Annotated in this window: 17 protein-coding genes and 4 pseudogenes; 7 read left to right on the top strand and 14 right to left on the bottom strand. The window is 59.2% G+C overall.

Going from position 1 to position 23,176, the window contains the following annotated elements; genetic code table 11:
* Genes IC37_RS03300 through IC37_RS03290 form a run of 3 tightly spaced genes read right to left on the bottom strand, consistent with a single transcriptional unit; the run spans position 1 to position 3,098 of the window.
* Positions 1–843, bottom strand: coding sequence for a carbohydrate ABC transporter permease (locus tag IC37_RS03300; protein WP_030128815.1), 843 nt, complete (start codon positions 841–843; stop codon positions 1–3).
* Positions 840–1,802 (bottom strand): carbohydrate ABC transporter permease, encoded by a 963-nt coding sequence (locus tag IC37_RS03295; RefSeq protein ID WP_030128814.1) that lies wholly within the window; start codon positions 1,800–1,802, stop codon positions 840–842. Before IC37_RS03295 ends, IC37_RS03300 begins: the two co-directional genes overlap by 4 nt.
* Positions 1,803–1,823: 21 nt before the next feature.
* Entirely contained in the window at positions 1,824–3,098 is a 1,275-nt protein-coding gene (locus tag IC37_RS03290) for an ABC transporter substrate-binding protein (protein WP_030128813.1), read from the bottom strand.
* Positions 3,099–3,264: 166 nt separating this feature from the next.
* Between IC37_RS03290 and IC37_RS03285 the strand changes: the two genes are divergently transcribed.
* Positions 3,265–4,830 (top strand): carbohydrate porin, encoded by a 1,566-nt coding sequence (locus IC37_RS03285; protein ID WP_030128812.1) that lies wholly within the window; start codon positions 3,265–3,267, stop codon positions 4,828–4,830.
* A 235-nt stretch (positions 4,831–5,065) separates the two neighbouring features.
* Positions 5,066–5,299, top strand: a pseudogene (locus tag IC37_RS03280) (transporter); the annotation flags it as partial.
* Positions 5,300–5,357: 58 nt separating this feature from the next.
* Here IC37_RS03280 and IC37_RS03275 read toward each other — a convergent pair.
* The gene (locus IC37_RS03275) at positions 5,358–6,122 is read right to left on the bottom strand and encodes an ABC transporter substrate-binding protein (protein ID WP_030128810.1); all 765 of its coding nucleotides are present in this window, start codon (positions 6,120–6,122) and stop codon (positions 5,358–5,360) included.
* Positions 6,123–6,443: 321 nt separating this feature from the next.
* Between IC37_RS03275 and IC37_RS03270 the strand changes: the two genes are divergently transcribed.
* The gene (locus IC37_RS03270) at positions 6,444–8,531 is read left to right on the top strand and encodes a TonB-dependent siderophore receptor (RefSeq protein WP_051414801.1); all 2,088 of its coding nucleotides are present in this window, start codon (positions 6,444–6,446) and stop codon (positions 8,529–8,531) included.
* Between the two features lie 76 nt (positions 8,532–8,607).
* Here IC37_RS03270 and IC37_RS03265 read toward each other — a convergent pair whose 3' ends face one another.
* Together IC37_RS03265 and IC37_RS03255 are read right to left on the bottom strand one after the other, a co-directional pair.
* On the bottom strand, positions 8,608–9,831 hold the full coding sequence (locus IC37_RS03265) for a DUF3422 domain-containing protein (RefSeq protein WP_030128808.1): 1,224 nt from the start codon (positions 9,829–9,831) through the stop codon (positions 8,608–8,610).
* A gap of 331 nt (positions 9,832–10,162) precedes the next feature.
* Positions 10,163–10,529 (bottom strand): annotated as a pseudogene (locus IC37_RS03255) (aminotransferase class I/II-fold pyridoxal phosphate-dependent enzyme); the annotation flags it as partial.
* A 281-nt stretch (positions 10,530–10,810) separates the two neighbouring features.
* On the opposite strand from IC37_RS03255, the gene IC37_RS03250 reads away from it, so the two are divergent.
* Together IC37_RS03250 and IC37_RS03245 are read left to right on the top strand one after the other, a co-directional pair.
* The gene (locus IC37_RS03250) at positions 10,811–11,698 is read left to right on the top strand and encodes a universal stress protein (RefSeq protein ID WP_030128806.1); all 888 of its coding nucleotides are present in this window, start codon (positions 10,811–10,813) and stop codon (positions 11,696–11,698) included.
* 80 nt (positions 11,699–11,778) lie between these two features.
* Positions 11,779–12,483: a phosphoribosyltransferase gene (locus IC37_RS03245; protein WP_030128805.1), complete on the top strand. Its 705-nt coding sequence runs from the start codon at positions 11,779–11,781 to the stop codon at positions 12,481–12,483.
* Between the two features lie 35 nt (positions 12,484–12,518).
* Here IC37_RS03245 and IC37_RS03240 read toward each other — a convergent pair whose 3' ends face one another.
* Positions 12,519–13,943, bottom strand: coding sequence for a homospermidine synthase (locus IC37_RS03240; protein WP_051414800.1), 1,425 nt, complete (start codon positions 13,941–13,943; stop codon positions 12,519–12,521).
* Between the two features lie 242 nt (positions 13,944–14,185).
* Here IC37_RS03240 and IC37_RS03235 point away from each other — a divergent pair, with 242 nt between their 5' ends.
* A complete protein-coding gene (locus IC37_RS03235; RefSeq protein ID WP_030128803.1) occupies positions 14,186–14,515 on the top strand; it encodes a hypothetical protein in 330 nt (109 codons plus the stop codon).
* 37 nt (positions 14,516–14,552) lie between these two features.
* On the opposite strand, the gene IC37_RS03230 is transcribed toward IC37_RS03235, so the two are convergent.
* The 3 genes and pseudogenes from IC37_RS03230 to IC37_RS03225 form a co-directional block, all read right to left on the bottom strand.
* A complete protein-coding gene (locus tag IC37_RS03230; RefSeq protein WP_030128802.1) occupies positions 14,553–16,739 on the bottom strand; it encodes a TonB-dependent siderophore receptor in 2,187 nt (728 codons plus the stop codon).
* Positions 16,740–16,963: 224 nt separating this feature from the next.
* Positions 16,964–17,071 (bottom strand): annotated as a pseudogene (locus tag IC37_RS30825) (LysR family transcriptional regulator); the annotation flags it as partial.
* Positions 17,071–17,397, bottom strand: a pseudogene (locus IC37_RS03225) (glutathione S-transferase family protein); the annotation flags it as partial. The pseudogenes IC37_RS03225 and IC37_RS30825, both read right to left, overlap by 1 nt.
* A gap of 247 nt (positions 17,398–17,644) precedes the next feature.
* Between IC37_RS03225 and IC37_RS03220 the strand changes: the two are divergent.
* Positions 17,645–18,562 carry an alpha/beta fold hydrolase gene (locus IC37_RS03220; RefSeq protein ID WP_030128800.1) on the top strand — a complete coding sequence of 306 codons (918 nt, stop codon included), beginning with the start codon at positions 17,645–17,647 and terminating at the stop codon, positions 18,560–18,562.
* Here IC37_RS03220 and IC37_RS03215 read toward each other — a convergent pair.
* From IC37_RS03215 to IC37_RS03200, 4 genes are read right to left on the bottom strand one after another with little or no spacing between them, the layout of a single operon-like run.
* The gene (locus IC37_RS03215; protein ID WP_030128799.1) at positions 18,539–19,003 is read right to left on the bottom strand and encodes a response regulator; all 465 of its coding nucleotides are present in this window, start codon (positions 19,001–19,003) and stop codon (positions 18,539–18,541) included. The two genes, IC37_RS03220 and IC37_RS03215, sit on opposite strands and share 24 nt — an antisense overlap.
* Complete coding sequence (locus tag IC37_RS03210; RefSeq protein ID WP_030128798.1) at positions 19,000–21,327, bottom strand: ATP-binding protein; 2,328 nt, start codon at positions 21,325–21,327, stop codon at positions 19,000–19,002. The genes IC37_RS03215 and IC37_RS03210 overlap by 4 nt, the downstream gene beginning before the upstream one ends.
* Positions 21,324–21,977, bottom strand: coding sequence for a response regulator transcription factor (locus IC37_RS03205; RefSeq protein WP_030128797.1), 654 nt, complete (start codon positions 21,975–21,977; stop codon positions 21,324–21,326). Before IC37_RS03205 ends, IC37_RS03210 begins: the two co-directional genes overlap by 4 nt.
* On the bottom strand, positions 21,974–23,158 hold the full coding sequence (locus IC37_RS03200) for a sensor histidine kinase (protein WP_030128796.1): 1,185 nt from the start codon (positions 23,156–23,158) through the stop codon (positions 21,974–21,976). The genes IC37_RS03205 and IC37_RS03200 overlap by 4 nt, the downstream gene beginning before the upstream one ends.
* Positions 23,159–23,176 lie beyond the last annotated feature (18 nt).

The raw sequence follows: 23,176 nt of genomic DNA, 5'->3' as shown, positions 1-23,176 counted from the left end.
TCAACCCTTTAACGCGCCGGCAGTGAGACCGGAAACGATTCGGCGCTGGAAGATCAGCACCAGAATCACCAATGGGACGGTGACCAGCACCGAGGCGGCCATCAACAATCCCCAAGGCAGCTCATGGGGGCTGCCGCCGGAAATCAAGGCGATGGCCACCGGCACCGTGCGTTGGGTGTCGGTGAGGGTGAAGGTCAGGGCAAACAGGAACTCGTTCCACGCGGCGATGAAAGCCAATAAGCCAGTGGTGACCAGCGCGGGCCAGAGCAGCGGCAACAGCACTCGGGTCAGCGTGACCCAGGGTGAAGCGCCATCCATGATTGCCGCTTCTTCCAGTTCATGGGGCAGTTGCCCCATGAACGTGGTCAGCACCCAGACGGTGAAGGGCAGGGTGAAAATCGTGTAGCTCAGAATCAACGCCCAGGAGGTGTTGTACAGACCCAGGGCGCGGATCACTTCGAACAGCCCCGACAGCACCGCGACCTGGGGAAACATCGACACACCAAGGACCATCATCAACACCGTGCCACGCCCACGGAACTTCACCCGGCCCAAGGCATAGGCGGCGGTCACGCTGAGGAACAACGCCAGCGTCACTACGCTAAGCGCAACCACCAGCGAGTTGCCGATAGCTAGCAGGAATGAGGATTGGTTGAGTACCGCCGCGTAATTGGAGAAATCGGGGTTTTCGATCCAGTAGCTCACCTCGAACAAGGCGCTGGACGGCTTCAGCGAAGTCACGATGGCGTAGTAGAAAGGGAAGACCGCATACAGCAGCAATACCCCGATCAGGCACCAGAATCCGAGGCGCAACAGCGTTTTTTTCAATAGGCGCGGGCTCATGACCGGACCTCCAGTTGACGGCGTCCGAGGTAGAGATAAAGCATGGCAATGACCGCAACCACCAGAAACAGCAGCGTCGAGGCCGCGCTGCCGTAACCGACGTCCTGGAACTCCACCAGGTGCTGGCGGGCATACACCGACATGCTCATGGTGCTCGACGAGTTCGAGGTCAGCACATAGATCACGTCGAATACCCGCAGCGAGTCGAGGATGCGGAAAATCGCCGCGACCAACAAGGCGGGCATCAGCAGGGGAAGCGTGACACGCCAGAACACCCTCAGCGGGTGAATGCCATCGACCCTGGCGGCTTCGTAGCAATCGCTCGGCAACATCTGCAAGGCAGCCAGCATCAGCAGCGTGACAAAAGGCACGGTCTTCCAAACGTCGACGAGGATCACCGCCCACATCGACAGGTCCGCATCGGCCGTCCAGGCCAGGGGCGCGTCAATCAGGCCGAGGCTCAGCATCATGTGATTGATGATGCCGAACTGGTCGTTAAGCATCCATGACCAGATCTTTGCCGAGACAATGGTCGGAATCGCCCAGGGAATCAGAATCATCGCACGCACGAGGGAACGGCCGGTGAACTTGATGTTCAGCAGCAACGCCACCAGCAGCCCCAGCACGACTTCCAGTCCCACCGACACCACGGTGAAATGCAAGGTGTTGCGCACCGCGTTCCACCATTGAGGATCGACCAGGATGCCCGACCAGCTGGTACCGTTGTGGAACAGATAATTGCTCAAACCTATGAAGGTTCCGCCACCGGTGTCCGACAGACTGGCGTCGGTCAGGCTGAACCAGAATGTGCGCAGTAGCGGCCAGGCTGCCACCAGGGCCAGACACAACAGCATCGGTGTCAGAAACAGCCAGGCGGCGCGTACCCGGCGTCGTTGTACGGGCGTTTCCCTGGTGAGCAGAAGCTCCTCACAGGGGACATGGGTAGTAGAGACAGACATGGTGATTTTCTTCCTTGTGGCTTACCAGTTCCGGCGTTTGATGCGTGTGAGTTCGCTTTCCAGCTCGGCCAGCGCCTGATCCACAGGCAACTCGCCCGCCAGCACGCCATGCACTCGATCGAAGAACGCATTGGAGACCCGTGGATAGCGATCGGCAGTGATTGAGGCAGGGCGCATCACCCCATCGTTGAGAATGCTGTGCAGCTGAGCGTAATAAGGCATGGCCGCGAGCAATTCGGGGTCTTGATACAGCGACTCGATCACCGGGTTATAGGCGCCTATCAGGGCGCGGCGTTTTTGCTCTTGGGCACTGGTCAGATAGCTCACCAGCTCCGCGGCAAGTTTTGGATGGGCGCTGTAACGCGATACCGCCAGGCCCCAGCCACCGAGGGTGGAGGCATGGCTGCCGGTCTCGCCGCCGCGGGGCAGGGGAGCGACCCCGACCTTGTCTTTTACGGCACTGTCCTGGCTTTGCACCAGAGCCCAGACATAAGGCCAGTTACGCATGAACAGCGCATTTCCCGACTGGAAGACGCCACGGCCTTCTTCCTCGGTGTAATTGAGTACGCCGCGCGGGGAGATGTCTCCTACCCAGCTTTTCGCCAGGGTCAACGCCGTTCTCGAGGCCTGACTGTTGACCACGATGTCGCCTTGTGGATTGACCAGCCCGCCTTGCGGTTGGCTGCTGATCCACTCCAGCGCATTACACGTCAGGCCCTCGTAGGCGCGCCCCTGAAAGATGTAACCCCACGCATTGGGATTCCCGGCAGTGCGCTCGGCCTGTTGAATATTCCTGGCGGTAGCGGTCATTTCCTCCCATGTCTGGGGAACCTGCTGGTTGTACTTCTCGAGCAAGTCCTTGCGGTAATACAGCAGGCCCGAGTCGGTGAACCACGGCATCGTCACCAGCCGTCCGTTCACCGTGGCGTTATCCACCTGTGCCTGGAAGTAGCCCTGGGTCGCATTGGCAGGAAGCACCTCGCGCAGATCCATCAGATGTTTGGCCAGCATCCCCGGCCACACCATGTCGATTTGAATGATGTCGATGTCGCTGGACTGCGCACTGAGGATCTGTTGGTAGAACGACAACCTCTCGGTTGCCGAGTTAGGTGTTGAGACCACCTCGACATTGTTGCCGGTCTGTTTCGACCACGCCTCGACAGCCTCTTTGCAGAGTTGTAGCTCCGCACCCACCGCGCCGCAGGAGATCGTCAAATCAGCTGCGTTCGAGAGGGATGGAAGCCCGGCACAAAGGGTGAGCAGTGCTGCTGGAAGAAGAGATTTAAGCTGTTTCATAAAGCCCTCTTTATTTTTGTTTTTAGAAAAGTTAACGTTAACATCGTCAATGTAGCAGCGTATTTGCGATGAGGCATCCTTTTTTTGGTGGATTTTGACAATTCACAATTCACGAAGAAAGGCCGGTTGCAGAAGCAGAAAAATAAAAACAAAACAGGGGATTCACATGCAGAAAGCATCAAGATGGCTAATCGCAGGCGTGCTCAGCACCTCGGCGGCCACCTCTCAGGCCGCGACTCTGGAAGAGCGCATGGCTGCGTTTGAAGCCCGTGCCAGCGCAGCGGAAAAACGCGCAGCGGCAGCTGAACAGCAAACCCAGGCACTTGCCAGAGAATTGCAGCAGATCAAACTTGCTACTCCCGCCTTGCAGCCGGCTGCGTCTACTGCAGCAGCCACTGCGGCACCCACTTTGGACACCCGACTGGCAAAACTCGAAGCCCGTCAGCAAAGCATGGAAAAACAGGGCAGTACCGGACACCTCACAGATGGCTTCAGCTTCAAAGGCTACGCTCGCTCCGGGTTGCTGATCAACGATGGGCTGGGTGGTGGCCGTGGCGGCCCTTACACAACCCCTGCCGGTTCAGTCGGTGGCGCAGTCGGGCGACTCGGCAACGAAGACGACACCTACATGCGTATAGACCTGTCGAAAGAACTCTATGCGCAGAACGGCACCCGTTCCAAATTCACGGTGTCCATCGCCGATGGAGTGGAAAGCTCCAATGACTGGACGGCCGATGAGAGCAACCTGAACGTGCGTCAGGTATTTACCGAGCTCGACCATCTCGCCGCCTTCAAGGGCAATTCGACGTTCGAGAACGCGACCCTGTGGGCAGGTAAACGATTTGACAGAGATAACTTCGATATCCATTGGCTGGACTCGGACGTCATCTTTCTGGCCGGCACCGGGGGCGGAATCTACGATGTGCAGATGAACAAGGATTGGCGCTCCAATTACTCCTTGATCGGCCGTAACTACGGCGATTTCAGTGAGGGCGGTGTCAATGCCGATGTGGAAAGCTACATCCTGACCTCCAACCAGTTCTTCGATAATGGTCAGTGGCAGTGGATGTTCAATGGCATTGGCTCGAAGAAAAACGACTTTGGCACTCGCAGCAATGAAGCGGGCCTGACGCCTGCGGATTCCGGCTTGCACAGCATGCTGGCCAATCACCAGAAAAACTTTTTCGGCAGGGAAGGCTTCTTCAAAACGGCGCTGCTCTATGGGCAAGGTCTGGGGGCAGAGGTCAAGAACGTCGGCTCGGATGGCGAACTGATCGATGATGCCCGCGCGCTGCGTCTGGCGCTTTACGGCGAGACACCCATTGCACCGGGCTGGCGCATCGGCCCCAGCTTGCTGGCCGAACAAAGCAAGGACAGATACGTCAAGGGTGACGATTACAGCTGGATGACCCTGAACGTGCGGTTGGCCAATGAAATCAACAGCAATTTCGAGATGGCCTACGAAATGAGCTGGCAAACCATGGACCTCGACCCCAAGGGCTACCTGCAACGCAATGCGGTCGACGGTAATTTCTGGAAGTTCACGATTGCCCCAACATTCAAACCCGATGTTGGAGACCTGCTCACACGCCCCGAATTGCGAGTGTTCGCAAGCCTCATGGACTGGTCTTCGGACCTGGACGGATACAGTTCCACAGACAACTTCGGCAAGTCGGATTTCAACGCCGGCGGCGTATGGCAGTACGGCATACAGATGGAAACCTGGTTTTGATGTCCGCGTCATCGGCGACAGTTCTCGGATCTGATCGGCTGTTAGTGCCGTAAGAGCTGCCGTAGCTGCCGAAGGCTGCGATTTTTTGATATTGGCGTCAGACGAATCGCTAAAGATCAAAAGATCGCAGCCTTTGGCAGGCCAGCAGCGCGACCCTGCTCGAAGGCATCGGCAGCTCTCGCCTGATGGTCAATTTGAGTTTCCCCGCGATCCCCCCCCGCAAACACCGGTATTCCTGCGCGGCATCATGACTGTGCTCGGCGCGCCGCTGGTGGTGTTGCTGATCGATACCTTGCTGTGTGCCTGGTTGCTGGGTTCGCGCCGGGGCTGGAGTCGTACTCAGGTGTCTGACGTGATCGGCTCGGCCTTGCCCGGCATGGCCATGGTGATTCTGATTGCCGGTGCCGGCGGTGTGTTCGGCAAGGTGTTGGTGGATACCGGAATCGGCGCTGTGGTCGCGGGCCGCCTCGATGGAGGCATTGGGTGCCAGCAACTGGGTTAAGGGCTCACCTGTCAGGCACGTACCGCTATTGCGACAAATAGCTCTGCTGTATACGTGCCAGGGTGCCGTCATCGCGAAGCGTTTCAACCGCCTCGCGCAAGTCTTGCACCAGTTGAGCGGAGCAAAGCCTGGAGCAAGCCAGATAGAGGTCCGCACTGCTCATGACGGGGCTCATGAGCAATGTTTGTTCAGACACCTTCGGCCAGATGTATTGACTCTCGGGAACACCGTTGAACCAGGCATCGATGCGCCCTTTCAAGAGCATCTGCGCGGGGTTGTCGCCAATGGTCAGCGGGTAGATCTGCTCATCGCTGAAGCCTTGCGCACGCAGGATTTCCTCCTGTGCGCTGCCCAGGCCAACGCCGATCTTGCGATAGGTTTTTTTCGCTTGTGCGAAGCTGCTCACTTGCCGGTCAAGGCTGAAGAAAGCACGCTCCATGGGCATGATCGACGCGATCCAGGTGAAGTGTTCTTCACGTTCTGGCGTGCGCGACAAGGGGGCTATCAGAAGATCCTGTTTCTCGCTGACGTATTTCTGCGATCTGGCCCAGGGAAGTCCATGGACATGAGCGACATAGCCGGCGTTGGCAATGGCCACCAGGACGGCATCCCCGACCATTCCGTGGCCCTTGGCGCCATCGACAAACGTCAGTGGCGGAGCTTCCGGGATATACAACTCGAGCGGCAATGGTGCGCCACTCGCGTGACAGGCAATCAGCAGCGATGCGGATAGGCAAAACCTGCAAAGCGCCTTTGTATTGGCAAGTAATACCCGTGAGCTCTCGCTCATGGTTGATAGTTCAGGCATTGAACGTAGAAGGGCGCCACAAGTCACCATTGAGTTGATGAATCTATCGGCATTCTACGCAGACTTGAGGTGGGGCACATCCTCCCACAGGTGATGAAGGCGACACCTGCTTCACTCGACAGCCCGCAGCGGCAGACAGCGCCCAAACCGTCATCTATGCGGCAGATTAATAACTCGTTAGTTAATAATACTGAGGGTATTTACTGGAAATACGTCGCATCATACAATGAGAATCATTATTGCTAACTCATTGAGTGCGACGTTTTGAGCCATCCCCATCCCTTTGCCCGCCGCAAAGTCTTCATGAAACACGCGTTGCCAACCCTGTCCTGCGTCATGTTTGCCGGTCCATTATGGGCACAGGAACCCATCGAACTGCCGACCACGGATATCCAGGCGAGCCGCGTCAGCCAAGACACAAGCTACACCACCTCCCAAGCCAGCACGGCGAGTAAAAGTAATGTGCCGATCAAGGAAGAGGCGCAATCGGTCAATGTTGTCACCCAGCAAACCCTGGCCGACTATCAGGTGCGCTCGCTGGACGACGCCATGAAGTTTGTCAGCGGCGTCAGTCAGGGCAATACCTTGGGCGGCTCGCGAGACTCGCTGGTCAAGCGCGGTTTCGGCACCAACGATGACGGCTCGATCCTGCGCGATGGCGTGCGTTCCAATCTGGGGCGCAACTTCAGCGCCACGACAGAGCGTATCGAAGTGCTCAAAGGGCCTGCTTCGATGTTGTATGGCGCGTTGGAGCCCGGCGGATTGATCAACGTGATCAGCAAGAAGCCTGAGTACACCCAGAGCGCCACCCTGAGCGGCTCGGCCTATAGCGAAGGCGGCGGCACCCTGGCCGTGGACACCACCGGGCCGCTGGGAGATACGGGCCTGGCCTATCGGCTGATTGCCGAACGCCGCCATGAAGATTACTGGCGCAACTACGGCGTGAATGAGAGCACCCTGGTCGCGCCATCGCTGACCTGGTCCGGCGACCGTGCCAGCCTGACGCTGAGCTATGAATACAACGAATACGCCAAGCCATTTGACCGCGGCACCGTGTTCACCAACGGTCATCCGGCGGACATCGACTACGACAAGCGCCTCGATGAAAAGTGGGCCAAAAGTGTCGGCATCCGTGAAACGGCCAACGCGCGTTTCGAGTATCAGCTGAGTGACGATTGGAAAACCCGCGTCACCTACGGCTGGAACAACGACCGCTACAGCCTCTCGATTGCCCAGCCGAGTTCGTTGACTGGCAACAATCTGCGACGTGCCGCCAACGGCGCTCACTACGACGATGAAACTCGCTACGCCAGCTGGGACTTCATCGGCCAGCAGGAACTGTTCGGCCAGCGCCACGATTTGCTGGTGGGTGCGGACACTGAAGTGTCTGACCAATTCCGTGGCAAAACCTACCGTAATGCCGCGCGGTCAGGCTTCGACATCACGTCGCCGGTTTATGGTCGTCTGGCCGAGCCCAGCCTCGTCAGCGCTAAAGACAGCGACCTGAGCAATCAACTGACCTCCAGCTCCGTGTACTTCAAGGATAACTGGCACCTCGACGACCGCTGGATCCTGGTCCTCGGCGGTCGCCAGCAGCATTACGATCAGTACGGCGATCAGGGGCGCGGCAGCAGCTACAAGGTCAACCGTGACGATAACGGCGATGCCTTCGTGCCGTTTTTGGGCCTGGTCTACAAAGCCACCGAGACCTTGTCGCTGTACGGCAACTACAGCCGTTCATTCAAGCCCAATACCGATGTCGACGATGCCGGCCACACCTTCGATCCGGAGGAGGGCCGCAGCTATGAGGTCGGCGCCAAGTACGACCCGCTGCCGGGGCTGAACATCAACCTGGCGTTGTTCGACATCGTCAAGGAGAACGTCGTGACCACCTCGACGGTCAATGGCGACAGCCTCTCGGAGGCGGCGGGCAAGGTCGGCTCACAGGGCCTGGAACTGGACATCACCGGGCGTGTGGCCGAGCGCTGGGACCTGATCGGCACCTACGCTTACACCCACACGGAAATCCTCGACGACCCGGATGACGAAGGTCATCGCCTCGCCAATGCGCCGAAGCACACCGCGAGCCTGTACCTCACGCATCACCTGAACGTCCCCACGGAGTTCGGGGCCTGGCACACCGGTGGCGGTGCACGTTACGTCGGCGAGCGCGCCGCCAACAACACCAACGATTTCTGGCTGAGCAGCTACACCGTGGCCGATGCCTTCGTGCGCTGGGAGTCGCCGCTGTTCGGGTACAAGACTTCGCTGCAATTCAACGTCGACAACCTGTTCGACAAACAGTACTACCCGTCCTCCACCGGCAGCCAACTGGCGGTCAATGTCGGCGAGCCGCGCACGGCACGCCTCAGCGCCAGTGTGACATTCTGATCGCACTGCCTTGACGCGCTGCCCCGTTCTGCCCATGTAGCGAGTGGAGCGGGGCAGCGGTCATGCTTACGTTAGGTCAATGTTCTTTGGCTTTCCTGATTCTGATCAAAATAAACAGCAGGACGCAGAGCGCGAGCGGGGTCATGGCCAGCATGGCGTCTCTCGCGGAAATGTCCGCGCCCATGACATGCAGTCCCGAGTAGAACAGCTTGAACAGGCTCAACAAGTAATAGGTGATGGCGATAATCGACAAGCCTTCGACCGCGCGCTGGATTTTGATTTGAGTATCGGCGCGGGCGTTCAGGCTCTTCAGGATTTCCGAGTTCTGCTCTTCCATTTCCACCTGGACACGGGCCTGCAACAAGTCCCCGAGGTTGGCCACGCTTTCGGCCAGTTGCTCCAGGCGTTGTTCGGTGACCGCGCAGTATCTGACCGTGGGTTTGAAGCGTCTTTCGATGAAGATACCCAGTCGCTGGCAATCACCCACGTGGCTTTCGCGCAGTTCGCCAAAACGTTCGAAAACCAGTTGTGCATAGGCCTGGGTGGCGCTGAAGCGGTGTCGGGTTTTTGCGCTGCTGCTGACCACTTGCGCCGACAGGTTGGCGATGTCGGTCAGCAACGCTTTCGCATTTCCGGTATCGGGGCCGGCGTTACGTTCCGAAAGGTTTACCAGGGTCTTGTCGAAGACGTTGAGTTGAGTGCTCAAGGCTTTCGCGGTGAGGAGTGAAAGCGAAGCCATCATTCGGTAGGTTTCGATTTCCAGCAGGCGGCGGATCATCCGTCCCTGGCGATACGCATTCAGGCGCTTGTTAACGAACAGGAAACGGTTGGTGCCGTCGGCGCTCAAGCGAAAATCGCTCCAGACCGTCGCATCGCCACCGCCGATGCAAGAGCCGCAAGGGTCTTTGAATCCATAAACTGACAGGTCGCCGGAAAAGGACGCGTCGGTGCGGACCACAATCTGCACCGCGTTGATCACATGCTGCATGAAGGGCTCGACCCGCTCCATCAAGGCTTTGGGGGGCGGGCTCCAGCATGGCTCGTGACTGGAGGAGGGCACCACCAGCGTCAGCGTCAGGAACTCCGCGTGCCGTTCCCACTTCAAGGCATGGCCCTCCAACTCGGTAATGCCCTGTGCCGCATCCGGGTCGACGGGGCCGGGGCAGCAGCGACTCAGCAAGGTGTCGCATTGCCCGTCATTGGCCAGAAACGCCAGATGAAAAACGTGGGCGGGCTCGTCGAAATACAGAGAAGGGCGCGCGTGCAACTCGTTGTGCAGGGGCAGTCTTTGCGGGTGCATGCTGTTTGGGCCATGTTGGAGTTGTTTGTTCTTGGGACTGGATGACGAATACCCGAGTCACAAACCAAACCGGCGATTACCCAATGCTGTCAGCCAACCACGGAACCTGTGGGAGCGGGCTTGCTCGCGAAGGCGGTGGCACAGTCGACATTGATGTTGCCTGACACACCGCTATCGCGAGCAGGCTCGCACACTCGTTCAGTGTCGTTCGGGAATGTTGTGATCGACGCAGGCCCAATGTGGGAGCGGGCTTGCTCGCGAAGGCGGTGGCACAGTCAACATTGATGTCGCCTGACACGCCGCTTTCGCGAGCAAGCCCGCTCCCACAGGTTTAACGCAGCGGTGTACAGAACGCACGAATAGCCTCGCAGGCCTGGCGCAATGACGCATCATCCAGTGCATAGGCAATGCGAATAGGGGCCAAGGCCAAACGCACTGCCATGCACCATCGCCACATCGTCGAGCAACGCATGGGCGACATCTTCGTCGGTGTGCAGCACGCGACCGGCGGGCGAGGTGCGGCCGATCAGCCCTGCGCAAGAGGCGAATGCATAGAACGCGCCCGCCGGGGTCACGCATTCCAGCCCCGGCGTGTCGTTCAGCAGCGCCACCATCAAATCGCGACGACCCTGGAAAGCGGCACGGCTTTCGCGGATGAAGTCTTTCGGCCCCTCCAGCGCGGCGAGTGCGGCTTGCTCCCGCCTGAGTGCGCAGCACTCACAAAAACAGGCAATGTTTGTATTCCAACCCGATCGCGATGTGGCAGCAGATTGCCGATTTTCAGGCGAACGGCCATCGCGGATGAGCCCTGCACGAGATGCACAGCACCGTTGTGAACTATTCTTCTCAAGTGGCCCCTTCAATGCCTCATTCAAGGAGTTGATATAAATCAACGCTTAAGAGGCTTTAAGGGAGGAGTCTGGGCCTGATGCTGGATTCTCGGGCCGGCGTCGAGGATCATCCTGTGTGGAGTCAGATCATGAGCCAGTATCAACGGTTATTACTGATCATCAACCCGCTGCTGCGCCATTCTCCTGCGATAAACCATGGCGCTGCCCTCGCCAAGGCCAGCGGGGCGAGCTTGCACATTGCCGGCCTGATTCCCTCGTTGGACATTCTGTCGCTGCTCGAAGAAGGCGACCGAAAAATGGCTCGGGCGGGCTACCTGCAGGAACATCGCGATTGGCTTGATGAGCAGGCGGTAAAGATGCAAGGCCGGGGGATCGAGGTGACAAGCGAAGTCGCATGGGCCGACAACATGCGCCAGGACATTCTTGACCTCGTCACGCAAATGCAGCCTGATCTGTTGATCAAGCAAGTGCAGCATGAACCCGTGCTCAAGCGCGCGTTCTTCACACCACTGGATTGGCGTTTGTTGCGCCATTGTCCGGTCCCGGTTTATCTGGTGGGGGGTGAATGCCATGCCTTGCCGCAGAAGGTGGTGGCCGCGGTTGACGTGTCAGACACCGAGCCTTCGAACAGCGAACTCAATGACCGGATCATCTTGCAGGCTTCCAGCCTGGCGCTGCAGTGCAATGCCGAGTTGCATCTGCTGTACGCGTGTGACATTTCGGCAGCCTTTCTGGCGGATATGGACGGCGGTCTGACGCTCGCGGAGCTTACCCGGGAGTTGCGCAGCGACCTGGAAAAGTCTTTTCTCCAGTTGGCCGCTCGGTTCGGTGTGACCGCTGACTGTCGGCATTTCATCATGGGGAACCCTGTCTCGGTACTGAGCGAATTCACCAATGAGCATCAAGTGGATGTGATCGTGATGGGCAGAGCTCAATACCGTGGTCTGGAGCGGCTGCTTGGCAGCACGACCGAACATATTCTGTATCAGGTGCCTTGCAGCATTCTGGCGGTCTAGGGGCGGACGTCCCTATTGGAATGATGGCCGCCGTCAAACGAACGCCCGTTTTTGGGGCCCCGCCCCAGGGAGGTTTTCAAATGACTAGTCCTTCATTGCAAACCATTTTGCATGACCGGGTTGATGCCGGCCGAAGCCTGGTGGAGCCATTGCTTAAATACGCAAAAAGAGCCGATGTCATCGTCCTCGCCTTACCCCGTGGCGGCGTTCCGGTGGCCTATGAAGTGGCCACCGCCCTGGAGGTTCGCCTGGACCTGATGCTGGTGCGCAAACTGGGGGTGCCATTCCATCAGGAGTTCGCCATGGGTGCGATTGCCAGCGGCGGCATACAAATCGTCAATGACGATGCGCTGCGGGCTAACGGTATTGATCAACGCACGCTCGATGGCGTGGTTACAAAGGAAACGCAGGAATTGTTGCGTCGCGAGCGGGTATACCGGGCATCGCGCGCACCTTTGGCGCTCAAGGATCAGGTGGTGATTCTGATCGATGACGGCCTGGCGACAGGTGCCACGATGATGGCCGCGATACAGGCCGTGCGCCTGCAAGCACCGTCTCGCATCGTCGTTGCCGTGCCGGTGGCACCTCTGGAGACGGCAGAGGGGTTGCGCGACGAAGTGGACGAGCTGATCTGCCCGCTGATCCCTGATTGGCTGATTTCGATCGGCCATTGGTACACGGATTTTTCGCAGACATCGGACGAAGAAGTCATCGATCTTCTGCACCGGGCCTGGCAGAGAGAGTCCGGTTCGGGCGACTCATTTCAGAACGGTTCCGGTATTTGAGCCGTTGCCTGGCGTGGAGTAGCCACGTCGGACCTTCAGGTGATTCTGACGTTCACGAATTGCCACGGATCGGATTCATCGGTCGGCTCGGGCATCAGTGAGTGACGTCCGGTAAGCGGCGTCCAGTCGGAATAAATGCCTTCTACATTGCCCAGATAGGGCATGCAGATCTGCAGAATCTCCTTGAAAGGCAATTCATCCGGTTCGACGATGCCGCGTTGAGGATTGCGTATCGCCCAGATCACGCCGGCCAGTACTGCCGCTGTCACTTGCAGGCTGGTGGCGCTGTTATGGGGGCAAAGTGCCCGGGCTTGGTGGATCGATAAGCGCGAGCCATACCAATAACTGTTTCTGGCATGCCCCATCAGCAGCACGCCGAGTTCGTCACTGCCGCCCTGGATTTCGTCATCGAGCAGGCGCTGGCAGCTCTGGGGTTTCCAGTTGCGCTCGGCGAGTTCATGCACCGAGAGCAAGGCATCATCACAGGGCCGATAAGCGTAGTGGACGGTCGGCCGGTAAGTCGGCTGCCTTCCCTGACCAAGGGTCAGGTAGTCGGCAATCGACAGGGCTTCGTTGTGGGTCACGAGCAGCCCATGGGTTGGCCCCGTCGAGGGTGTCCAGGTACGAACCCGCGTGGAGGCACCGGGGCGTTGCAGATAGATCCCGGCCTGGCACCCGAAAGCGTGGTAATAGCCATCCTCGGGAAGCGCTTTCTCATGGCTGCCCCAACCCAACTCCGCCGGTTGACTGCCTTCACTGATGAAACCGTCCACGGACCAGGTGTTGACGAACTCATCGGCGATTTTGTGTTGCGATGAATACTGCGAGTCGCGTTCGGCGATGTGGATGCAGCGGATATTCAGTCGGCTGGCCAGTTGCGCCCATTCTTCGCGAGTCGCGGGCAGGGGCGTTGTGTCACCCAAATCTTCAGCGAGGTTGACCAGCGCCTGTTTGAGCAGGTGAGACACCAGCCCCGGATTGGCACCGTGGGTCAACATGGCGGTGGACAGACCTTGCCCACTTTCACCCCGAAGCTGAAGCGCCGCTTCCCTCAATGCATAGTTGGATCTTTCGGACAGGGATTTGTCGGGGTCGGTATAACCGCCTTCCCACGGCTCGATACAGGTGTCCAGATACAGCACGCCTTTACGCTGGGCGAACTGAATCAGGGACAGGCTGGATACCCCTACCGATAGGTTGAGCAAGAAATCGCCAGCGCTCAAAAGAGGGTCCAGCACCGCCTCGTAATTGCTCTGGTCCAGTTGCTCGGCTTGGTGGGCGACGCCGAATTCCTGCGCGAGTAAGCGTCCATCTTCATCAGGGCTGAGGATCAACAGTCGCTGCGGTTCAAGCTCAAGATGGCGCAACAGCAGCGGGAGTACGCCTTTTCCGATACAGCCAGAACCGATCATCACCAGCCTGGCATTAAAGGGCTGAATGACATGCTCAAGGTCTGACATCGATTGCCTCCACCGCCTGACCGCGCGCTCGCCGCAAATGACCTGTTGATAACCACGGTGCTCTCAACTAGAGACTGCAACGCTCACTTAAAACTCAAAAAAGTTTCGCACATTTCACGGTGGACCTATTGGGTTCATGGAGAACCAACAAAACCTCATGAAAATGAGGCAAACTGCTGGCCCCCCGATCTCCGCTTCATTGTCAAACTCGCTTTCTTTTCAAAAGGTTAGGCATTGGCGATATGCGGACTTTGGTATGGATGGCTGCAACGTTGGTCCTGGCGGCGGTCTCGTTTGAGGCTCAGGCAAAGGACCTGAGCAAGAACAGTCGTTTTGTCTGCAGTTGGGGCTCGGACATAGCCGCAGACGCGCAAGCGGCGAAGCTTTCCGGATTCACGCTTTACGGGGCACGCAAGAAACTGCAATCGCGAAAATTCCCCCGGCCGTGGATGCGCATGACGGCCATGGGGATTACCGAACAAACCTACAACAGTCCCTCTCGCCTCAAGCCTGCTGGTATCAAGCAAACGTATTACGAACAATGCATCCGGCATGAGTTGGCCCGGCGCTAGGGTCTGGGCTCCTCAACTGAAACGATCGGGCGCACGGTCAGAAGTTGATCGAGGCGCTCAGTCGCGCAGTCAGTGGCGCGCCCTGGAACAGGTAGCCATCGCCCATGTATTCACCGGCATCACGCCAGTAGCGTTTGTCGAACAGGTTGTCCACGGTCAGCCGGAATACCGTGTCGTAACCGTCGATCCGTGTGCTGTAGCGGCTGCCGATGTTGAAGATGGCATAGGCGCCGGTCTGCACTTCACCCTGGCGGTTGGCGTACTTGCTACCGCTGTATTGCATCCCGCCGAGTAGCGCCAGGCCGTCGAACCAGGGCAGGGCATAGTCGCCATAGAGACTGGCGCGCAGGGTCGGTACGTTAATCGCCTGGTGGCCTTCATAAGCCGGCGTGCCGCTGTCGGTGACCCGCGCGCGGATCGCCGCGACACTGGCGGCGATTTGCAGGCGCTGGCTGGCCCAGCCATTGGCCGAGAGCTCCAGCCCGGTGTTCTTCTGTTCGCCCTGTTGGGTGAACGTGAACGTGCCGTCGTCATTCGGTCGTGAATACTGATAGGCCTGACGAATCTGGAACAGCGCCGCGGCCAGGCTGATGCGCTGCCAGTCGTATTTGATGCCCGCCTCGATTTGTCGCGATACGGTGGGCGCGAGAATTTCAAAGGCATTGGTAGTGAACCACGCCGCTTCGCCACCCAGGGACAGGCCCTTGCTGTAGCGGGTGTACAGCGACAGGTTCTGCACCGGCTTGTAGATCAGCGCGGCCTGGGGCAGGAACACGTAGCGCTGGGTGTGTCGGGTGGTGTCGCCCTGGCTGTCGAAGGTTTCTTCATCCAGGCGCACTTCGCGCCCGCCGAGCACGGTTTGCCATTGCTCGTTGAAGCTGATCCGGTCATTGAAGAGCAACCCGTACTGACGGCTGTCCAGGTGTCGATAGGAGTCGTTGAGCGGCCCTTCGTAGCGAGCAAAATCGGCGGGTTCGCTGTTGATATTGGCACTGCCGATCATCTGGTTGATGGCATCGCGTTTGTCCACCACGCGGCGGAACGCGCTAGTCCCGACGCTCAGTTCGTGATCCAGTCCGCCGGTTTCGAAGCGGCCGCTGAGGGCAGCCTGCACCTCATCGTTGCGGCGGGTATCGTCGGGGCTGCGGAAATCGTATATGTCGTAGTCGCCCTCGGGGCTGAAGTAATTTGGCACTGCCGCGTCGGCGCAACTGGCGGCGCCGTAGCAGCCCCAGGCGAACGAGCTGTAGTCATCGATCACCACCCGGCTGCGCGAGGCGCTGAGGCTGCCCTTCCACTGGTCGCTGAAGCGGTATTCGAAATTACCGTTGAGGTTCAACGCATCAGTGGTGACCGGCTTCGAACCGCTCTGGTGTGCCAGCAGTTTCTTTGGCGAGGCGTGGTGCGGCAGGCTGGAACCGCCGAGCAATTGATAGCCTGGTGCAGAGCGCTGTTCCTTGGTCTGGTACTCGGCGTCCAGTTGCAGCAGCGCATCGGGGCTGATGTTCCAGTCGAAGGCCAGCGAGGCGAAATCGCGCTGGCCATTGGTGTGTTCGACGTAGGAATGGATGTCTTCGTGGGCCAGGTTGGCGCGCAGGCCGAACTGCTGTTCGCTGCCGAACCAGCCACCGACATCGGTGGCCAGGTAACCGCTGCCGCGATCGTCGGTGGAGACGGTGACCGAACGCACATCGGCTGGCCGCTTGGTCACGTAGTTGACCAGCCCGCCGGGCTCGCTGATACCGCTTTGCAGACCGGAAAGGCCCTTGAGCAACTCCACTTGTTGTTTGTTTTCCAGCCCGACATTCTGCTCGCCGGTGATGGTGCGGCCGTTGATCTTGTAGCTGCTGGCGGAGTTGAGAGAGAAGCCACGCACCACGAAGTTTTCGTAGTAGCCGACCGGCGCGTAGCTTTCACCCACCGAGGCGTCGTTGCGTAGAACTTCGCTGAGCAGGCGCGCCTGCTGATCCTTGATCAAGGCTTCATTGACTACCGAAATCGAGGCCGGCGTATCAAGCAATGGCGCCGCTTCGAAGCCACCGACCGAAGCGTTTTCGGCCTGATAGCCTGAGGTGTCTTCGCCGGTGACGGTCACCGCCGGCAGTTCGGTGGCGGCCCAGGCCGAAGGCATTGCGCTGGCCAGCAGCAGACCCAGGTTCAGGGGATTGAGCGCGAACCGCGGGGCGGCCACTCCCTTGGGGGAGGTCCGGTAAAGCATATGCATGAAAATTCCTCGACGACTGTTCGCGGCCCACTGTTGAAGCGGGGCATCATACAAGAGGATATCGTCGCAGCGATCGAGAAATGAAAGGGTCAGCGCGGCGCGTGAGCGACACCGATCCAGTAGGAGCCCGGCTTGTCGGCGAAGGCGTTTTCATTGGCGCGGCATGACGTGAGGCCGCCTTCGCTGGCAAGCCAGCTCCTACACCGGGAACGGACCCAGGCAATTCAAAATTCCCATCCCTCCCTCATAGCCTTTCGAATCCCCTCCAGCAACATCGCAAACGCCGGGTTGTCGTTGTTCTCGCGCCAGATCAAATGCAGTTTGCTCTGCACGCAATCATGCGTTGCGGGCTGGCCACCCAGATTCTGGACGCCATTCGGCGGTCGAGCATGCCGTACGCCGTTTCCAGCGTAGATCGCTCCCTGGTCAAATCACCGTTGGTCGCGTGTAGTCGATCACTGACAATCTGTTGCAAGGGCACTTGTACATAATGGTCGAAGAAACGATCCCATAACCGGACCTCCAGCGCGCTCTCCCAATCGTCTGGAATCAGTCTGTGCGTGCCTGGATACAGTCGATCCAGGTACTCGATGATGATGCTGGACTCCGGCAGATTCCGCTGGTGAGCATGGTCGCGAATAATTGGGAACTTTCCGACAATCATAGACGGATGTTGGCAGAGCGTCGGGGCGTCAGGGCCGCGACTTTCAAGCTTGCGGGCTTGCAGATGGAGAAATTCCTGCTTAACTGTGAACCGTTGGTCTGGTTGTGACTTACTAGTCATGGCGTTCATCTCAGCGCCCTTGTACCGTTGTCGCTGGTTCTTGCTGTCAGGCTTGCCCGGAGGAAGCCGGATAGTCATTCAGGCTGTGTGTTGACCCAATTTGTTCAAGGAATAGAATGAAATGATGCTGAAAACTGCGATCGTCGAGATTGGTAAGAAGTACAAGGTTTATACCGAGCATTATCTCAACGCCACCGCCGACAAGACCATTATTCTGGTCAATGGCTCACTGGCAACGACCGCATCCTTTGCTCAAACGGTGCGTTACCTGCGGCCACGCTTCAATGTGGTCCTCTACGATCAGCCCTACGCCGGTCAATCGAAACAACACAACCAGCATGACCAACCGATCCGCAAGGAAGACGAGGCCGCAATTCTGCTGGAGTTGATCGAGCACTTTCGCGCGCAGCATGTGCTGTCATTTTCCTGGGGCGGGGCGGCGACCTTATTGGCACTGGCGCAGCGGCCGCAGCGAATCGAAAAGGCGGTAATCAGTTCCTTCGCCGCGCGAATCAATACGCCGATGCGCGATTATCTCGAGAGCGGCCGGCATTTTCTCCACGCGTGCGACCGGCGTAATGTCGGACGCTTGATCAACAGCACCATCGGCAAGCACTTGCCATCGCTGTTCAAGCGTTTCAATGAACGCCATGTCAGCAGCCTGGACGAACACGAATACCGGCAGATGCATTTTCACGTCAATGAGGTGCTGACCCAGGACACTCACTGCTACGTTTCCTGTGCCGATGCCATCGAAGTTCCACTGCTGTTTATCAACGGCGAACGGGATGAGTACACCTCGGCGGAAGACGCCCGTCTTTTTGCAGCTCATTCCCGTCAGGCTCAGTTTCATACCATCAAAAACGCCGGGCACTTCCTTGATATGGAACACCCGACGGCCTGGAATGACACCCAGCAGGCCTTGCTGGGCTTTCTGCAACCGGTCGCCAAAATACCGAGCCAGCCCCGTGACCTGACATTCAGTAGCAAAGCGTCAGTGATTCCGCCCCTTCAGTCAGCTAACTGGGTGCGGCTTTAACTGGCGCAGCAACTCGATCTGATCTGCCGGGACCAAGGTGCGCAAGGCTTTATAAAGTGCGCGGGTTTCAAGCAGGTTCCAGACGCGCAGCATGGTTTCCAGGGCATCCAGTGGCTTGCTGATGAAGTCTTTGGCGCCCAGAGCCAGCGCGCGCAGTCGGGTATCGCGGGTGGCGTCGGCGGTGAGCACGAGGATCGGCAGGTATTCGCCGGCCGGGATGCGCCGGTTGAGTTGTTCCAGTACGGCAAAGCCATCGAACTCCGGCATATGCAGGTCAAGAATCACCAGGTCAGGCTCGAAGCTGTTGAACAGGTCCAGGGTTCGCAGCGGCTGGGTGCTGCTCAGTACGTTGGTCAGCCCTTCGCGGACAAGCAATTGCTCCATCAAGTCGAGGTTGGGCCGTTGATCGTCGATGATCAGAATACGCAGGTCGGTGTTCACGCGGGCTCCGGTAGATACTGGTCAAGATGGGCGAGGAATGAAGGAATGTGAATCGGCTTGGTCAGCACTGCGGTCGCTCCCGCTTCCAGCAAGGCCAGGTGAGTGAGGTCGCTGGCATCGGCGGTGATCATCAGCACTGGAATGGCGCGGGTGATGGAAGACTGGCGCAAGCGTTGCAGTACATTGAAACCATCCAGATCCGGCAGCGCCACGTCGAGCAAAATCAGTTGCGGCGCGTGTTGACGGGCCAGATCCAGACCCATTTGCCCCTGCATGCTTGAAAGCAATTGGATGTGCGGCCGTCGTTGCAGCAGGGTTTCGATCAGGGCCAGGCTGGAGAGATTGTCTTCGATGCACAGCACTTTGCCCTGATAATCGGGGACGGTGAGGGCGGCGGCGACCGTTGGGTGGTTGATTCGTGCAACAAGTGGCTCGGCGGCTGGCTGCAGGCGCTCGAAGGGCAGCTCCAGGGTGAAACTGGAGCCTGCGCCGGGCTGGCTTTGGACGGTCAGGCTGCCGTTCATCATTTCCAGCAGACTCTTGCTCAAGGCCAGACCCAGGCCGGTGCCTTCCACATTCGGATCGCTCTCCAGGCGCTCGAACGGCTTGAACAGTTGATCCAGTCGATCGGCCGCAATGCCCTTGCCGGTATCGCAGACCGACACGGCAATTCGCTGTTGAATGACCCTGACTTCGATGTGTACCTGGCCTTTAGGCCGGTTGTATTTGATCGCGTTGGATAACAAGTTCAGCAGCACCTGAACCAAACGTTGCCGATCGGCGACGATCCCGCCGTCGGCGGCCAGCATAGGCAGTTCAACCAGCTGAATGCCCGCGTCGCAAGCCATAGGGGATACCAGCGTCAGGGCTTCTTGCAGCACCACCGCCAGGGGCACCGCTTCGACATTCAATGGCAGGCGCCCGGCTTCGATCTTGGCGATGTCCAGCACTTCGTTGATCAGGGTCAGCAGGTGTTGTCCGGCCCGCAGGATGTGACCGATCTGCGCCCGCTGTCCCTTGGGCGAGTCCATGTCCAGCAGTTGTGCGAAGCCGAGAATGGAGTTGAGCGGGGTACGCAGTTCGTGGCTCATGCGCGACAGGAATTCGCTTTTGGCGCGGCTGGCGCGTTCGGCCTCTTCGCGTGCGGTGCTCAGCGCGATCTCGGCGGCACGGCGGTCGGTGATGTCGCGGGTGATCTTGGAGAATCCGCGCAGGGCGCCACTGCTGTCGTATTGCGCGGTAATCACCACACTGGCCCAGAAGCGGCTGCCATCCTTGCGACAACGCCAGGCCTCTTCCATGTAATGACCATCGCGAGTGGCCTCGCGTAGCGCCATGTCGGGATGCTGCGGGCACTCTTGCGACAGATAAAACACCGAGAAGTGCTGGCCGACGATCTCCTGTTCCGTGTAGCCCTTGATCCGTTCGGCGCCCGCATTCCAACTAGTGACGAAGCCCTGTGTGTCGAGGGCGAAAATACCGTAGTCCTTCACCCCGTCAATGATCAGCCGCAAGCGTTCTTCGTTGTCGCGCAAGGCTCGTTCACGTTCGGCCAGCAACAACCCAGCCTCGACCAGGCGTGTGCCCAACTGACCAATCTCATCGTTCTCTGGCGGTTGCGGCAACAACGGCTGACCGAGTGCCAGCCGTTGTGCGTTGCCCTGAACCTGTTTGACCCGGGCGACGATGCCCTTGGACAGAAACAGCACCGCCACAATAGCGCCAAACAACCCGCAAGCCGCGGCCAGCAGAGTGGAGAACAACAAGCGTTGGCGAGTGGAGGCGGCCGCCGCGGTGCGCTCGGCCAGCAGCGTGTCTTCAAGGGTGCGCATGGCGCTGATGCGTTCGCGCAATTCGTCGAGGATGTGCTTGTTGTTGATCAGGATCGTGGTGATCGACTCGGGCGTGGCGCTTCGATCATCGAGCAGTTCAACCAGGCCCTGGACCTTGGTCTCGATCAACGGTGTGATCGCCTCCAGATGTTTGCGCACCCGCACGTCGCGAACATTGCTGTCGAGTCGGCGCAGGGCCGATTCGATCAAGGGCTTGGCTTGTCGATAACCCGGCAGGAAATCCTCGCGACGAGTCAGCAGATAACCGCGCACGCTGGCGGCGGCCTCGGCGAGCAGCGTGTGCACGGCCTGAATATCGCCTTGCACCAGCAGCACACGGCGTACGTCCTCTTCCGCGCGTGCGGTCTGACGCTCAGTGATGTAGATCAGCACCAGCGAGAGCATCAGGATCACCAACGGCAGGGAAATCACCACGAGGGCTTTGCCTCGTAATGGCAGATCGGCCCAACGGCGAGCGTTTGAAACCTTCATGACTGGCTCACCAGACCCAGGGCGATGCCACGGACAGCGGCCTGGGTTCGGTCGGCGGCGCCGAGTTTGCCGATGACCCGCTCCACGTGGGCCTTGGCCGTACCCGTAGTGATGCCGAGTTCTTCGCCGATTTCACGATTGCTGCAACCGCCGGCCACCAGCCCGAGGACCTGGCGTTCGCGGGCGGTCAAGGTTTCGGCAGGCGCGGCACCACTGGCGTTGCGGTCGGTCATGCGCCGCAGCAAACGGGCGCTGACCGCGCTATTGAGGGCTTCCTCACCCGCAGCGACGCGTTGCAGGGCGTTGATCACTTCATCGCGGCTGGCGTCTTTGAGCAGGTAGCCCACGGCGCCGGCATTCATCGCCGCTTCCAGGTGATCCGGGCTGTCGTCCATGGTGAAGATCACCACTTTCAGGGCCGGCAGGCGCTGCTGCAGAATTCGCGCCGCACCCAGTCCGTTGAGCACGGGCATGCGAATGTCGAGGATGACGATGTCGGGCAGCAGGCGCTCGCACACGTCCACCGCTTCCTGGCCATCGCGGGCCTGGCCGACTACTTCGAATTGTGGATGGCCCGCCAGCAGCGCGACGAAACCGGTTCGGGTGACCTCATGATCGTCCGCCAGAACCAGACGTAAAACTTCAGTCATTGAGCTGTTCCATTGAGGTCAGAAGGGACGGTGGCGCGCAGTTGCGTTCCGCCATGCGCATGACTGACGCAGGTGAAATCACCGCCCAGCAGGCTTGCGCGTTCTTGCATCGCGGCGAGCCCCAAATGCCGGGTGCCGCAGGTGTCGAGCCGTTGTTCCATGGCAAAGCCTTTGCCGTTATCGTCCACTCGTAGCGAGGCTTGCCCTTCGTGCAATTCCAGCGCCAGGACGACGTGGCTGGCCTGCGCATGTTTGAGAACGTTGTTGATTCCTTCCTGGGCAATCCTGAACAGGGCGATTTCCACCTGGCTGGGCAAGCGTGCTTCGCAACGCGTGCTCCAGTTCACTTTGATCCCGGCGTCGCGCAGGCGATCCGCTTCTTTGTCGACCGCCTTCAGCAAGCCAAAATCGTCAAGCACGGTCGGGCGCAGGCCGCTGATCAATTGCCGGCCTTCACCGACGCAATGCTGGGCCAGTGCAAGAATCGTCTGTAAGTCCGCACCGAGTTCCTCGGGCAGTGGCGGGCAGCGACCGGCAAAACCTTGCAGGCGCTGATGCAGCCCGGCGAGGGTTTGTGCCAGGCCGTCGTGCAGGTCGTAAGCCATGCGTTTGCGTTCGTCTTCCTGGGCCCTGAACAGCCGATGCACCAGATCGGACATGGTGCGCTCGCGGGCGACCAGTGCATCCAGCAACCGCTGGTTTTCCAGGTGCGCGGCCAGGAGGGTGGCGAGCAATTGCAGGGATTCGATGTCCTCGGTGTCCGGTGCACTGATGCTGACACTGTTGGCCAGCACCAACGCACCGAAGGCCGCGCCATCACCACCGCGCAAAGGCACCCGCAGCACATTAGGCAGAACCGCGCTCGGCTGTTCCTGCCATTGCGGGGTGCGCATCGCGGTATCGGCGAGGTGTTCGAGGCTGTGTAAACGATCACGGCTACCATGACTGGCGGTGGTCCTGACCTGCGCATCCACGTCCCATTCCAGCAGTAGCGCGTGGTCCATTGCGAGGAAGGCACAGGCCCGTTGCAGCACGCGTTGGCGCATGGCCTCGGGGACCAGTTGCGTCAGTTCCTGGCCGGTATCCACCAGCAACCGCAAGCGCGCGGCGCGACTTTGCGATTGCCGATACTGGGTGCGAATGGCCAGGGCGCTACCGGGGTCGTGATCAGGGGTTTGCATGGACATATTCCGGCGCAG

The sequence above is a fragment of the Pseudomonas sp. QTF5 genome, assembly GCF_000512695.2.
Lineage (GTDB): Bacteria > Pseudomonadota > Gammaproteobacteria > Pseudomonadales > Pseudomonadaceae > Aquipseudomonas.
This window is presented reverse-complemented; position numbering and strand designations above follow the sequence as displayed.